Source organism: Promicromonospora umidemergens (assembly GCF_024171995.1).
GTDB classification, from domain to species: domain Bacteria; phylum Actinomycetota; class Actinomycetes; order Actinomycetales; family Cellulomonadaceae; genus Promicromonospora; species Promicromonospora umidemergens.
Window position 1 is genome coordinate 220,885 of the sequence record NZ_JAMTCT010000001.1, and the last position, 13,308, is coordinate 234,192.

Below are 13,308 nucleotides of genomic sequence, written 5' to 3' on the forward strand. Positions count from 1 at the left end.
ACGCCGGGCGGCGGGCGGCCGGCTCAGGTCAGGTCGAGCGCCCGGTCCATGTACTTCACGACCTCGTTGAACATGTCCTCGTCGAGGATGTCGCCCTCGCGGCGCACGTCGTCCGGGTCGATGCGGATGACGCGGTTGATCCGGACCTCCGAGTCACGGCCGGTGCTGTCCCAGCGGCCGGTGCCGACGTCCATCCAGATCCGGCCGGCGCGCACCTCCTGCAGCATGTCGCGGTCATGGTCCTGGCTGGTCAGCTGGAGCCCGAGCAGCCAGGGACCGTCCTTGCCCACGAGCAGCACGGGGCGGTCCTTGCCCTGGCTGTGGTCCTCCTCGTAGGGCACCCAGGTCCAGACCACCTCGCCGGGGTCCGGGTCACCGTCCAGCTCAGGGTTGTAGATGGGGTGCACATCACCCTCGTAGTCGCCGGGGTAGCTCGTGTCTGATGCGAAGGTCACGCCCGGAACCGTACCGGAACGGGTGAAGCGCGCATCCAGGACTTACCTGGCGCAGGACTTACCTGGCGCAGACTTGCCTGGCGCAGGCCTACCCGGCGCACCGCCGGGCGAGCTCGGTGAGCTGGGCCGCCATCGGCTCCGGCTCCCACGAGTGCATGGCGCCCGGCATCTCCTTCTCGGTGCCGTTCGGCACCGCGACCACGATGCTCGCCGCGGCCACGGGCATCTCCGGGAAGGTCTCCGCCCCGTACATGGCCAGCACGGGGACGGTCACGTCGAGCGTGCCGTCCTCCAGCGCGTGCTGCGCCCAGGCGAGCGACTGCGCGTCGGCACGGTAGGCGGCGACGGTCCGCGCGATCAGGGGCCAGGCCGGGGACGCCTCCATCCCGGCGAGCCACTCGGGCGGCATGTCCTTCATGTAGTGCCGCATCGCGTTCTCGTGGTCGCCGGCGTCGAGCAGGCGCTCGATCTCGTCGGCCCACGCCTGCGCCTTCACGGCGGGGCCGCCGAGAGGCGCCTCCCAGAGGGCGAGGCCGGCGACCGGCAGCCCGGCGTCGGCGGCCCGCAGGCTGACCGAGCAGCCGGACGAGTGCCCGACCAACACTGCGGGGCTGCCCGCGACCTCGATCATCGCGGCGACGGCCGCCAGCTCGCGGTCGAGGTCGAGGCGGCCCTCGGCGGGGCTCTCCCCGCGCCCGAGCCGGTCGAACGTGAGGGCGGTCAGCCCGGCGTCGGCGACGCGCTCGGCGGTCTCGGCGGTGACCGGGTCGTCGGCCCGGTCGGGTCCGGCGCCCGTCACGAACACGACGGCCGGTCCGGAGCCGTGCAGGTCGTAGGCGACGCGGTCACCCTGGCTGGTGGTTGCATATTCGGTCATGGCCAGTCCGACGCCGCAGCGGGGCGCAACTCATCGGTGACGGCGACTCCGGGACGCCGAACGTAGGCCTGGTCGCTCTGTCAGGGCTCATAGAGCGACCACACCTACGTTCGACGCCCCGGTCCTCGTGCCGCGGCGGTCCTCGAGGACTGACGGGCTGACGGGCGGCGGCTACGGCACTATCGACTGCGTCAGCGCCGTCTCGAGGTCCGCCCGGTCGCCCGCCACGGTGAGTCCCGCCTCGGCGGGCGTGAGGCGGTGCCACAGCGTCAGCGCGAGCGCTTCGGCGGGCCCGGAGACGACGACGTCGGGCGCCACCTCGTCCGCTCGCTCACCCGGGGCGCCGAGCACCCACACGGGCGTCCCGGCGACGTCGGTCGCCACGAGGCAGAGCGGGTGCCTCAGCGGCTCCATGCGGCCAAGGCCCACCTGCCGGGGCTGGAGCACGGTGACCACCTCGTCGACGGCGTCCGCCCACACCCCGGGCTCGGCCTCCACCAGGCCGAGGAGGCTCGCGCCGGCCGTCGCGGCCAACAGGTCGTGCAGGTGCACGAGCGTCTCGTGGACCTGTCGGCGGTGCCAGAACCGCACGGGTCCCTGACCCAGGGGTTCGGGATGAGCCAGCACTCGGCCGACGCTGTCGGGATCGGTCTCGGCCAGAGCCCGTCGGAGGGCCGCGGCCTGAGCCGCGTAGTGCGGTGCCAGCTCGAACGGTCCGTCGCCGAGCGGCGCCCCCTTGGCCCCGCGGACGTTGCCCGCCGCCCAGTGATGGACCTCCGCAAGGTGCTCCACCAGCTCGCGGACCGTCCAGTCGCCGCAGGCGGGAACCCGCGCGTCGGCGTCGGCGTCGGGCACGGCGGCGAGGAAGTCGCCCTGGAACCGGGCCAGCAGCGCAAGGTGATCGAGGCTCATGTGCCGCAACGTACCGCTACCGACCGACGAGACGACTCTGGTCTCTTGAGTTCCGGGCGGCCAGAATTCGCGTCGAGCAGGTTCGTCAGGCGGAACGTGCCAGGTCCGCCACGGAGTACGAGGATGTAATCGGCTCGTCGGCGCCTGGAACTTCGATCTGGATACGCACTCGGTCCCCGTATCGCTCGATCACTGTCGCGTTGTACCGGCGAACGCCGAATGGCACGGTGAGGTGGGATCCCACGGGAAATGCCTCGTTGGGGCGAGGCCGCCGACCGGACCGAGTCTTCTTGTGTACAGACATGACCAGCCTCCTCACCATGGCTTCTCTCCGTTCAGATCTTCCAAGTATGCCGTCACCGCACGGTCGATGCCAGATGCCATCTGGTCCAGGCCCGAACGCATGCACGGAACGTGACCATGGTCAGGGGCTGCTCGGCGTGACACTCCGCGAGCTGGGTGCTGTTGTCGTGGGCGATGGCGTTGCGGGCCGTATTGAGCCGTTCGAGCTTCTCGGTCCAGGGCCCTGACCGCTTTGGATATCGACTGGTCAGCTCCGCCTTGATGCTCATTCCGAGGCGCGCAAAGTCGTTGTTCACGTTCGCCCAGCCTGCGTTGCCGGAGTCGAGCTTGCGTCCGCTCGTGAGGAGGCGGCGGACGATCGGAGCAGCCGGGCTCCCGGCTTCGAATGTTGATGCGAGGAACGAGTCGATCGCTTCGTCATGCAGTTCGCGGCAGAACCCCTGGAACTCCGAAGCCAGTCTCACGATCAGCGCGTGGTTGACCTCGACCGTCAACCACCGGCGGCCAGCACCGTCGCCGGCGACCGCGCGGTGTGCGGCAACGAGGTTGTCGAGGCGCGCCGCGCGCGCGCCACGCCACTTCTCCAGAGCATCAGAGGGCACCAGGCGAATCTAGAGGTCCTTCGGCAGGGGCGCATCTCGTGAAACTGGACGGTGTCCGACGCTCCGGATGACGACTGCCGCGCGTCGTGGAACCGTTGGGCTACGTCCGTCGTTCTCCACGCGATGCCCGAGCGGGTATCCGGCCGGAGACCCTCGGGCCGCCACCGAACCGCACCACCTCCAGCGAAGGATCATGGACTCCAGTCATAGACCCCGCCCACAGGCACGTCGTCGAACCACCGGTCGGGGGTGGTGGCGTTGAGCTGGGTGGTCTCCCTCCTGCTGGGGGTGCTGGTGATCCTGGCGATCACCGCCGTGACGGGCTACTTCGTCGCGCAGGAGTTCGCGTACATGGCGGTCGACCGCGCGCGCCTCGCGGCCCGCTCCGAGTCCGGCGACGCGGGGGCGCGCCGCGCGCTCGGCGTGACCCGGCGGACCAGCTTCATGCTCTCCGGTGCCCAGCTCGGCATCACCGTCACGGGCCTGCTCGTCGGCTATGTCGCCGAGCCGCTCGTCGGTGAGTCGCTGGGCGAGGCGCTCGGCGGCGTCGGCGTGCCTGTCGGTACGGGCGTCGCGATCGGCACCGTCCTCGCGCTGGTGTTCTCGACGCTCGTCCAGATGCTGTTCGGCGAGCTCGTCCCGAAGAACCTGGCGATCGCCCGCCCGGAGCCGGTGGCGCTGTGGCTCGCCCGCTCGACCACTGTCTACCTCGCCGTCTTCGGCTGGCTCATCAAGGTGTTCGACGCCGCGTCCAACGCCCTCCTGCGGCTGCTGCGCATCGAGCCGGTGCACGACGTCGAGCACTCGGCGACCGTGCGCGACCTCGAGCACATCGTCGCGGACTCGCGTGCCAGCGGTGACCTCCCAGGGGACCTCTCGGTGCTGCTGGACCGCATCCTCGACTTCCCGCGCCAGGACGTCGAGCACGCGATGATCCCGCGGGCCAGGGTCGGCGTCGTGCAGGCCGACGACACGCTCGCCCAGGTCCGCGAGCTGATGGCCCGCGGGCACTCCCGCTACCCGGTGGTCGACGACGACGGCGAGGTGGTCGGCGTCGTGCACCTCGCGGACCTGCTGTCGGCGCGCCCGGGGGCGGCGACCGTCGCGGACCTCCTGCGGCCGGCGCTCGTGCTGCCCACGGCGATGGCCCTGCCCGACGCGCTGCGGGAGCTGTCGGCCACGCACAACCAGATGGCGTGCGTGGTCGACGAGTACGGCGGGTTCGCGGGCGTGCTCACCGTGGAGGACCTCGCGGAGGAGCTGGTCGGCGAGATCACCGACGAGCACGACGACGAGATCGACCCCGTGACCGCGGCGTCGGACGGGGTGTGGGTGATGGCCGGCGACGTCCACCTCGACGAGGTCGAACGGTCCGTCGGGCGCGACCTGCCCGAGGGCGACCACGAGACGATCGCCGGGCTGGCGATCGCCGTCCACGGCTCGCTGCCGACGGCGGGTGACGTCGTCGACGTCGGCCTGCCCGCCGACCCGGCCGACCTCGTCGCGCTGGAGCCACATCCCGCAGAGGTGCTCAGGATCGAGGTGCTCGAGGTGGAGCGGCACGTGCCGTCCCGCGTCCGGGTCACCGTCGTCGACGCCGGCGTGGCCACCGAGACCGAGAGCGAGGAGACCCGATGAGCAACCCCTGGGTGGTCGTTGCCGTGACCGTCGCCATCATCGCTCTGAGCGCGTTCTTCGTGGCGGTGGAGTTCGCGCTGCTCGCGGCCAAGCGGCACCGCCTGGAGGACGCGGCGTCCACGAGCCGCTCCGCCCGGGCCGCGCTCCGCAGCGCGAGCGAGCTGACGGTGCTCCTGGCGGGCTCGCAGCTCGGCATCACGGTCTGCACGCTGGCGCTGGGCGCCATCACCAAGCCGGCGGTGCACCACTGGCTGACGCCGGTGTTCGAGACGTGGGGTGCGCCGTTCTGGGCCGCCGACGTCGCCAGCTTCGTGCTGGCGCTGGTCATCGTCACGTTCCTGCACCTGGTCGTGGGGGAGATGGCGCCCAAGTCGTGGGCCATCGCGCACCCGGAGGCCAGCGCCACCATGCTGGCGCTGCCGATGCGGGCGTTCATGCTGCTGACCCGGCCGGCGCTCGTCGCGCTGAACGGCGCGGCGAACTGGTGCCTGCGGCGGGTCGGCGTCGAGCCGGCGGACCAGCTCGCGTCCGGGCAGGGGCCGGACGACCTGCGGCACCTCGTGGAGCACTCCGCCAGCGTCGGTGCGCTCTCCGTCGCCTACTCCGACCAGCTCTCCGGAGCGCTGGACCTGCGCCGCATGACGGTCGAGGACCTGCTGACCTCTGGCACGGCACCCGCCGCCGTCGGCCACGACGCGACCGCCGCTGAGGTGCAGGAGGCGTCCAGAGCGTCCGGCCACCTGCGGATCCTCGTGCAGGCCGCCGGGAGTCTGCCGGACGGCGTGGTGCACGTGCGCGACACGCTCCTGCTGGCTGACGACGCGTCCGTCGCGGACGTCACCCGGCCGGTCTTCGAGCTGGCCGCCGACGTGCCGCTGCACAGCGCCCTGACGAGCATGCGGGAGACGGGCAACCTGCTCGCGATCGTGGCCCGGCCGGGGAGCGCCGCGGACTACGGCGTCGTCACGCTCGCCGACGTGCTGAGGAGGCTGCTGCCGCGCACCACGGCCGGCCGGGCCGGCTGACGACGGTCAGCCGGCCAGCACGGCGTCGACCTCGCGGAGGAAGTCCGGGATGTCCTTGGGGTTGCGGGACGTGATCAGAGGGAACCCGGCCCCGCTGTCCCGGACGACCGGCTCGTCGACCCAGGTGCCGCCGGCGTTGCGGATGTCGGTGGCGAGGGACGGGTAGCTGGTGAGCGTCGCGCCGGCGACCCGTCCCGCCTCCACGAGCGCCCACGGCCCGTGGCAGATCGCGGCCACCGGGCGCCCGGAGGACGTGAACGCCTCGACCATCTCGACGGCCCTTGCGTGCAGGCGCAGGCTGTCGGCGTTGATCGTGCCGCCGGGAACGAGCAGCAGGTCGAACCCCGCCGGGTCGACCTCGTCGATGGTGGTGTCCGGGGCCACGGCCTCGCCGGGCTTCTCGTCGCCGACCAGGGTTCGGACGTCGTCCCGTGACACGGCGGCCAGGGTGACCACGGCACCGCGGTCGCGCAGGTGGCGCATGGGCACGAGGAGCTCGTCCTGCTCGACGCCGTAGTTGGTCACGAGCGCCAGCACTTGCTTGCTCGTCAGATGCGGCATGGGTCTCCTCCTGGCGGTCGGGTTCGCTACGTCACGACAGTAGGCACGACCGCGCCCCGCTCGCACGGGACGTGGGAGAATGGCCGTTGGCCCGCCCACCCTGACAACGGAGCGAGAACGCTTTGCCCATCCCCGGTCCTGCGCTCACCGCGCGCATCCAGCCGAATGCCACCGCGCCGGAGCTGATCCGGAACTTCTGCATCATCGCGCACATCGACCACGGCAAGTCCACCCTGGCCGACCGCATGCTCCAGCTCACCGGCGTGGTCGACTCGCGTGCCATGCGCGCGCAGTACCTGGACCGGATGGACATCGAGCGCGAGCGCGGCATCACCATCAAGTCGCAGGCCGTGCGCATGCCGTGGGCTCTGGCCGACGACGCGGGCGTGCTGACGCCGCACGCCCTGAACATGATCGACACCCCTGGCCACGTCGACTTCACGTACGAGGTCTCCCGGTCGCTGGCCGCGTGCGAGGGCGCCGTGCTCCTGGTCGACGCCGCCCAGGGCATCGAGGCGCAGACCCTGGCCAACCTGTACCTGGCCATGGAGAACGACCTCGAGATCATCCCGGTCCTGAACAAGATCGACCTGCCGGCGGCGCAGCCGGAGAAGTACGGCGAGGAGCTCGCGAAGCTGGTGGGCTGCGAGCCCGAGGACGTGCTGAAGGTCAGTGGCAAGACCGGTGTCGGCGTCGAGCCGCTGCTCGACCGCATCGTCCAGCGGGTGCCGGCCCCGACCGGCGACCCGAACGGCCCGGCCCGGGCCATGATCTTCGACTCCGTCTACGACACCTACCGCGGCGTCGTGACGTATGTGCGCGTGATCGACGGTGACCTGAACCCGCGCGAGAAGATCGCGATGATGTCGACGCGTGCCACGCACGAGCTCCTCGAGATCGGGGTCAGCTCGCCCGAGCCGCACGCGACCAAGGGTCTCGGCGTCGGCGAGGTGGGCTACCTGATCACGGGCGTGAAGGACGTGCGCCAGTCCAAGGTCGGCGACACCGTGACCAACGCGGCCAAGCCCGCCACCACCGCGCTCGCCGGCTACAGCGACCCCAAGCCCATGGTCTTCTCGGGCCTGTACCCGATCGACGGCTCCGACTACCCGGTGCTGCGCGACGCCCTGGACAAGCTCAAGCTCAGCGACGCCGCGCTCAACTACGAGCCCGAGACGTCGGTGGCCCTCGGCTTCGGCTTCCGCGTGGGCTTCCTCGGCCTGCTGCACCTCGAGATCGTGCGCGAGCGTCTCGAGCGCGAGTTCAACCTCGAGCTGATCTCGACCGCCCCGAACGTCATCTACCAGGTGACGATGGAGGACGGCACGAAGGTCGAGGTGACCAACCCGTCGGAGTTCCCCGGGGGAAAGATCAAGGAGGTCCGTGAGCCCGTCGTCAAGGCCACCATCCTCACCCCGAGCGAGTTCGTGGGCGCGGTCATGGAGCTCGCGCAGTCCAAGCGCGGCGACCTGCAGGGCATGGACTACCTGTCCGAGGAGCGCGTGGAGCTGCGTTACCACCTGCCGCTCGGCGAGATCGTCTTCGACTTCTTCGACCAGCTCAAGTCCAAGACCCGCGGCTACGCGTCCCTCGACTACGACACGACCGGCGACCAGGTGGCCGACCTCGTGAAGGTCGACATCCTGCTCCAGGGTGAGCACGTCGACGCGTTCAGCTCGATCGCGCACCGTGACAAGGCGTACTCGTACGGCGTCATGATGACCGCCAAGCTCAAGGAGCTCATCCCGCGCCAGCAGTTCGAGGTGCCGATCCAGGCCGCCATCGGCGCGCGCGTGATCGCCCGCGAGACCATCCGCGCCATGCGCAAGGACGTGCTTGCCAAGTGCTACGGCGGCGACATCAGCCGTAAGCGCAAGCTGCTGGAGAAGCAGAAGGAGGGCAAGAAGCGCATGAAGAACATCGGTTCCGTCGAGGTGCCGAAGGAGGCGTTCATCGCCGCGCTCTCCTCCGACTCCGATGCGCCGAAGGACAAGAAGAAGTAGGTGCCCGCTCTTCCCTCCGGCATCCCCGTGCCCGACGACGGCGGGCTGCCCGCCTGGGTGCGCCCGTCGTCCGGACCAGCGGAGCGGCCCTTCGGGGTCTACGTGCACGTCCCGTTCTGCACGGTGCGCTGCGGCTACTGCGACTTCAACACCTACACGGCGTCCGAGCTGGGCGGCGGCGCGAACCAGGCGCAGTACGCCACGACGGCGCTGCTGGAGGTCGACCTCGCCGCGAAGGTGCTGTCCGACGCCGGGCGCGCGCCCGCAGCGGTCTCCACCGTGTTCTTCGGCGGCGGCACGCCCACGATGCTGCCTGCGACGGACCTCGCCCGGGTGCTCGGCGGCATCAAGGACGCCTGGGGCCTGGCCGGCGCCTCGACCGGCTCGGGGCACGCCGCCGAGGTCACCACCGAGGCGAACCCCGACTCGGTGACGCCCGAGTCGCTGCGGCTCCTTGCCGACGCCGGGTTCACGCGCGTCTCCTTCGGGATGCAGTCGGCGGTGCCGCACGTGCTGGCGACGCTCGAGCGCACCCACGACCCGCTGCGCATCCCCGACGTCGTCCGGTGGGCCCGCGACGCCGGGCTGGACGTGTCCCTCGACCTCATCTACGGCACCCCCGGCGAGTCCCTCGACGACTGGCGCACCAGCGTGGAGACGGCGCTGGCCACCGGCGTCGATCACGTGTCCGCGTATGCGCTCGTGGTGGAGCCCGGGACCAAGATGGCCGCCCAGGTCCGCCGGGGCGAGGTCATGCTGCCCGACGACGACGACCAGGCCGCCAAGTACGAGCTTCTCGACGACCTGCTCACGGAGGCCGGCCTGCGCTGGTACGAGGTGTCGAACTGGGCGCGTGCCGGGCACGAGTGCCGCCACAACATCGGGTACTGGCGCGGTGACGACTGGTGGGGCATCGGCCCGGGCGCGCACAGCTACGTGTCGGCGCCCGCCCCGCGGGTCCCGACAGGTTCGACCACCGACGCAGGTTCGACCACCGACGCAGGCCCGGCCACCGACGAGACGCTCGCCGGTGTCCGCTGGTGGAACGTCAAGCATCCCCGTGCCTACGCCACGCGGCTGGAGGCAGGGCAGAGCCCCGGCGCGGGGCGCGAGCTGCTCACCCGTCAGGAGGCGCACCTCGAGCGCGTCATGCTCGGGGTGCGGCTGCGCGAGGGCCTTGACCTGGGGGCGCTGTCGGCCGCGGGCCGCACCGCGGTGGCGGGCCTCGTGGCGCGCGGGCTGCTCGACGGCCACGCGGCGGTCGGCGCGGGGGGCATGCCCGCCCGGGCCGTGCTCACCCGCCGCGGCCGCCTGCTGGCCGACACCGTGGTGCGCGACCTCACCGCGTGACGGCAAGGACCTGAACATTTCGCCGAAGTCCTGAATGGTTTGTTTGCGTAGTGGGCGAAAACGTCGATATCTTGTGCCGATTCACACCGTTACGAGGCGGCCCGGGCACGCCTGACGAGGGGTACGCGCATGAGCAGCACCTACGGCGGCTGGAACCCAGAGGATCCGTACCGTCGGCAGGCTCCTGAGTCCCGGCGGGCGCAGGACGCGAACCCGGACGGACAGCAGGAGCCGGCCCGGGACCCGTACGGCGCCCGGGACCCGTACGGCCGGGAGCAGCAGCCTGTGGCCCCCCAGCCGTACGACCCGTACGGCCCGCGCGACCCCTACGGCCGCCCCGCCAACCCGTACGGCCGGCCCGACTACCAGCCCCGGCAGCAGCCGGAGCTCCCGCAGTACTCCGCCGTCCCGGGGGCCGAGCACCGGTCCGAGGTGGGCGGGCCGCCGACGGTCGGCGGCGCGTGGCGCTGGGGCTGGAGCGCGTTCGGTGCGAGCTGGGGCCTCTGGGTGCTGATGACCCTGCTGATCGGCCTGGCGCAGCTCGCCGTCCTCCTCGCGTTCAACCCGTCCACCATGGACGGCTTCGCGAACGCGACCGACCCCGCGGCGGTCGCCGCCGCGCAAGCCGGCGGCCAGACGCTGACGGCCAAGGGGCTGGCGGCGGCAGGCACGGCGATCTGCGTCCTGCTGCAGGCCCTCCTGTACGCCGGAGCGCTCGCGGCGACGCGGACCCACAAGGTTCGCCTCCGCGACTTCTTCGTGCTCCGCGGCTTCGGCGGGCTCCTGGCGTACGCGGTGCTCTCCGGGGCGCTCGGTTTCGTCAGCATCAGCGTGCCGATGGCCGGCTGGGTGGTGCAGATCATCGGCACGCTGCTCCTGCTGCCGGTGCCCTTCCTGATCCTCGGGGGAGCGGGCTTCGGCAAGGCTGTCGCCGGTGGCGTCGGGCTGGTGCTCTCGCACCTCGGGACCGCGCTCGCGGTCTTCGGGATCGTTGCCGGGCTGGCCCTCGCCTCGGTCTTTACCTGCGGGATCGGTCTTGTGGTGATCGCCCCCGCGATGCTGCTGGTCGGGGCGTATCTCGTCCAGCGCTGGACCGGAGAACCGGTCCACGGCTGAGCGCCCGGCAACAACTTCGCGCCTGCGCATGCGCAGGCGCGAAGAAGAGGTGAAGGTGGCTTCGGACCACTGACCACCCAAGGGACGGCACATGAGCGAGAACACACCACGGAGCCCGTACGAGCCCAGGCCGGGCGGGCCCACACCGCCGCCAGCGGGTGGGCCGGCTCCCGGCCCGGTCAACCTGCCGGTCAACCCGCCGTCGGGCGGTCCGAGCCAGCCGCCGGCCTACGGCGGACCGGCGGTGCCGTACGGTACGCAGCCGTCCAGCCCGTTCCGGGTCGGGGAGGCGCTGAGCTTCGGCTGGAACCGGTTCAAGGCGAACTGGCTGTTCTGGGTGCTGTTCGTGCTGCTGACGTTCGCCGTCAGCGCCATCTTCAGCTCGGGGTCGATCGGCGACGTCCAGGAGCAGATCAACGCGTCCTCCGACCCGGAGGCGATGGCGGAGCTCGCGGCCGACATGTCCGGAGCGAGCTCGCTGCTCCAGCTGATCGGCTCGCTGGTGGTGGCGGTGCTCCAGGCGCTCGGGATCAACGCCGCGCTGCGCGAGGTCTCCGGCGAGAAGGCGAGCTGGGGCACCCTCTTCAAGGTCAACAGCTACGGGATGATCATCCTGGCCGCGCTCCTGCTGGCGGCCGCGAGCTTCGTGGGCGCTCTCCTGTGCGGGCTCGGGCTCATCGCGGTGGCGATCTTCGCGGTGTTCACCTACCACAACGTGGTCGACAAGGGCATGAACGCGTGGGCCGCCTTCACCTCGTCGTTCGCGCTGGTGGGCAAGAACTTCGGTGCGGTGTTCCTGCTGGAGCTCGCACTCCTCGGGATCAACGTCGTCGGCGCCCTGCTGTGCGGGCTCGGCCTGTTCGTCACGATCCCGCTGTCCGTGCTGGCGATGGCCTACGCGTACCGCCGGCTCACCGGCGGCCCGGTGGTAGCAGCCTGAGCCCAGAGACGACCATGCACCTGCTGCCAGGTCCGGTCCGGACCTGGCAGCAGGTGCATGGTCGTCCAGCCACTACTTGATGAAGCGGATGTTCACCGGGTAGCGGTACGGGGCACCCTTGCCGTTCTGCACGGCGGCCAGGATCTGGAACACGATCGCGACGACGACGATAGCGGCATAGAGGAACCCGCCGATCCCGAACGTGACCACCGTGAGGATCGTGGTGGCGATGTACGCGATGGCCAGCGTGATCTGGAAGTTCAGCGACTCCTTGGCTTCCTGGTCCACGAACCGGCTGCGGTCCTTGAGCACCAGCCAGATCACCAGCGGTGCGATGAAGCTCAGCAGGAGCGGACCGATCTGGGCGAAGACGGACCACATCCGCTCGTCCGACGGGTTGAGCGGCTGAGGCTGGTACTGCCCGCCGTAGGTGTAGGGGGAGCCGTGCACCGGGCCCTGCTGCGGCTGGCCAGGCTGCGGCTGGCCAGGCTGCGGCTGGCCAGGGTGGGGCTGGGACGGCTGGTCCTGATACGGCGTCTGGCCGGGCTGGGGAGAGCCATAGGCGGGAGCCGGCTGCGGCTGCGGGTCGGGCTGCTGCGGCGGCTGCGGTTGCTGTGGGTTCTCGGACATGGCCCTAACGGTAGAGGCTCCGCCTCACGACGCGGTCACGAAATCGATAAGTTCTTCGACCCGGCCCAGCAGCGCCGGATCGAGGTCGCGGAAGTCGCGCACGGTGCCGAGGACACGCTGCCAGCCACGGGCGACGTCGGCCTGCGTCTCTGCAGGCCAGCCAAGGGAACGCAGGATGCCGAGCTTCCACTCGGTGCCCCGGTCGATCACCGGCCAGCGGTCCAGCCCGAGCCGCTCGGCGCGCACGGCCTGCCACACGTCGACGTACGGGTGGCCCAGCACCAGGACGGTGCCTCGCGGGACGTGACGCAGGGCGTCGTCGGTCAGCCGCTGCTCCTTCGAGCCGGGAACCAGGTGGTCCACCAGGACGCCCACGCGCCGCTCGGCGTCGGGCGCGAACTCGGCGAGGCGTTCGGCGAGATGGTCCACGCCGTCGAGCATCTCGACCACGACGCCCTCGATGCGCAGGTCGTCGCCCCAGACCTTCTCGACGAGCTCGGCGTCGTGCTTGCCCTCCACCCAGATGCGGCTGCCGCGCGCCACGCGCGCCCTGGACCCGTGCACCGCCACGGACCCGGAGGCCGTGCGCGTGGGCTGCGCGGGAGCCCGGTTCAGGACGGGCGCGGTGAGCACGACGGGCTTGCCCTCCACCCAGAAGCCCGGCCCGAGCGGGAAGGTGCGGGTGCGGCCACGGCGGTCCTCCAGGACGACGACGTGCATCCCACCCGACTTCTCGACCCGCACGACGGCGCCGACCCAGCCGGTCTCGACCTCCTCGACCACGAGCCCCGGCTCGGCGGGGGTGGGTTGCGACGTCGGCCGCCGCCCCCGGTGCGCGCCGGGAAAGGCGGGGGACAGGACGTCGGGGCCATACCGTTCGTCGAACACGCCGCGAG

General features: G+C 71.2%; 13 protein-coding genes. 6 read left to right on the top strand and 7 right to left on the bottom strand.

Annotated elements, in window-relative coordinates; all coding sequences use genetic code 11:
• Nucleotides 1-23: 23 nt before the first annotated feature.
• The 4 genes from APR04_RS01025 to APR04_RS01040 form a co-directional block, all read right to left on the bottom strand.
• Nucleotides 24-455 carry a type II toxin-antitoxin system PemK/MazF family toxin gene (locus APR04_RS01025; RefSeq protein ID WP_308292309.1) on the bottom strand — a complete coding sequence of 144 codons (432 nt, stop codon included), beginning with the start codon at nt 453-455 and terminating at the stop codon, nt 24-26.
• Nucleotides 456-543: 88 nt separating this feature from the next.
• Entirely contained in the window at nt 544-1,332 is a 789-nt protein-coding gene (locus tag APR04_RS01030) for an alpha/beta hydrolase (protein ID WP_253867272.1), read from the bottom strand.
• A 171-nt stretch (nt 1,333-1,503) separates the two neighbouring features.
• Nucleotides 1,504-2,244, bottom strand: coding sequence for a maleylpyruvate isomerase N-terminal domain-containing protein (locus APR04_RS01035; protein ID WP_253867274.1), 741 nt, complete (start codon nt 2,242-2,244; stop codon nt 1,504-1,506).
• Between the two features lie 356 nt (nt 2,245-2,600).
• On the bottom strand, nt 2,601-3,149 hold the full coding sequence (locus tag APR04_RS01040; RefSeq protein ID WP_253867275.1) for a hypothetical protein: 549 nt from the start codon (nt 3,147-3,149) through the stop codon (nt 2,601-2,603).
• A gap of 258 nt (nt 3,150-3,407) precedes the next feature.
• Between APR04_RS01040 and APR04_RS01045 the strand changes: the two genes are divergently transcribed.
• A complete protein-coding gene (locus tag APR04_RS01045; protein ID WP_253867277.1) occupies nt 3,408-4,787 on the top strand; it encodes a hemolysin family protein in 1,380 nt (459 codons plus the stop codon).
• Nucleotides 4,784-5,812, top strand: coding sequence for a CNNM domain-containing protein (locus APR04_RS01050; protein WP_253867278.1), 1,029 nt, complete (start codon nt 4,784-4,786; stop codon nt 5,810-5,812). The genes APR04_RS01045 and APR04_RS01050 overlap by 4 nt, the downstream gene beginning before the upstream one ends.
• Before the next feature lie 6 nt (nt 5,813-5,818).
• Here the strand turns inward: APR04_RS01050 and APR04_RS01055 are convergent, their stop codons facing one another.
• On the bottom strand, nt 5,819-6,373 hold the full coding sequence (locus APR04_RS01055; RefSeq protein WP_253867280.1) for a type 1 glutamine amidotransferase domain-containing protein: 555 nt from the start codon (nt 6,371-6,373) through the stop codon (nt 5,819-5,821).
• A 122-nt stretch (nt 6,374-6,495) separates the two neighbouring features.
• Between APR04_RS01055 and lepA the strand changes: the two genes are divergently transcribed.
• The 4 genes from lepA to APR04_RS01075 all read left to right on the top strand — a co-directional run bounded on the left by lepA (nt 6,496) and on the right by APR04_RS01075 (nt 11,782).
• Nucleotides 6,496-8,376: a translation elongation factor 4 gene (lepA, locus tag APR04_RS01060; RefSeq protein ID WP_301311941.1), complete on the top strand. Its 1,881-nt coding sequence runs from the start codon at nt 6,496-6,498 to the stop codon at nt 8,374-8,376.
• Nucleotides 8,377-9,726 (top strand): radical SAM family heme chaperone HemW, encoded by a 1,350-nt coding sequence (hemW, locus tag APR04_RS01065; RefSeq protein WP_253867281.1) that lies wholly within the window; start codon nt 8,377-8,379, stop codon nt 9,724-9,726.
• Nucleotides 9,727-9,855: 129 nt separating this feature from the next.
• Entirely contained in the window at nt 9,856-10,842 is a 987-nt protein-coding gene (locus APR04_RS01070; RefSeq protein ID WP_253867283.1) for a hypothetical protein, read from the top strand.
• Between the two features lie 91 nt (nt 10,843-10,933).
• On the top strand, nt 10,934-11,782 hold the full coding sequence (locus tag APR04_RS01075) for a DUF2189 domain-containing protein (RefSeq protein WP_253867286.1): 849 nt from the start codon (nt 10,934-10,936) through the stop codon (nt 11,780-11,782).
• A gap of 72 nt (nt 11,783-11,854) precedes the next feature.
• On the opposite strand, the gene APR04_RS01080 is transcribed toward APR04_RS01075, so the two are convergent.
• Nucleotides 11,855-12,412, bottom strand: coding sequence for a DUF4870 domain-containing protein (locus APR04_RS01080; protein ID WP_253867287.1), 558 nt, complete (start codon nt 12,410-12,412; stop codon nt 11,855-11,857).
• A 24-nt stretch (nt 12,413-12,436) separates the two neighbouring features.
• The gene (locus APR04_RS01085; RefSeq protein ID WP_253867289.1) at nt 12,437-13,300 is read right to left on the bottom strand and encodes a DUF3097 domain-containing protein; all 864 of its coding nucleotides are present in this window, start codon (nt 13,298-13,300) and stop codon (nt 12,437-12,439) included.
• Between the last annotated feature and the right edge of the window lie 8 nt (nt 13,301-13,308).

Excerpts from the sequence above, each read along its gene's own strand:
- APR04_RS01030 (WP_253867272.1), bottom strand. The coding sequence starts at position 1,332 with ATGACCGAATATGCAACCACCAGCCAGGGTGACCGCGTCGCCTACGAC.
- APR04_RS01035 (WP_253867274.1), bottom strand. The coding sequence starts at position 2,244 with ATGAGCCTCGATCACCTTGCGCTGCTGGCCCGGTTCCAGGGCGACTTC.
- APR04_RS01050 (WP_253867278.1), top strand. The coding sequence starts at position 4,784 with ATGAGCAACCCCTGGGTGGTCGTTGCCGTGACCGTCGCCATCATCGCT.
- APR04_RS01055 (WP_253867280.1), bottom strand. The coding sequence starts at position 6,373 with ATGCCGCATCTGACGAGCAAGCAAGTGCTGGCGCTCGTGACCAACTAC.
- APR04_RS01070 (WP_253867283.1), top strand. The coding sequence starts at position 9,856 with ATGAGCAGCACCTACGGCGGCTGGAACCCAGAGGATCCGTACCGTCGG.
- APR04_RS01075 (WP_253867286.1), top strand. The coding sequence starts at position 10,934 with ATGAGCGAGAACACACCACGGAGCCCGTACGAGCCCAGGCCGGGCGGG.
- APR04_RS01080 (WP_253867287.1), bottom strand. The coding sequence starts at position 12,412 with ATGTCCGAGAACCCACAGCAACCGCAGCCGCCGCAGCAGCCCGACCCG.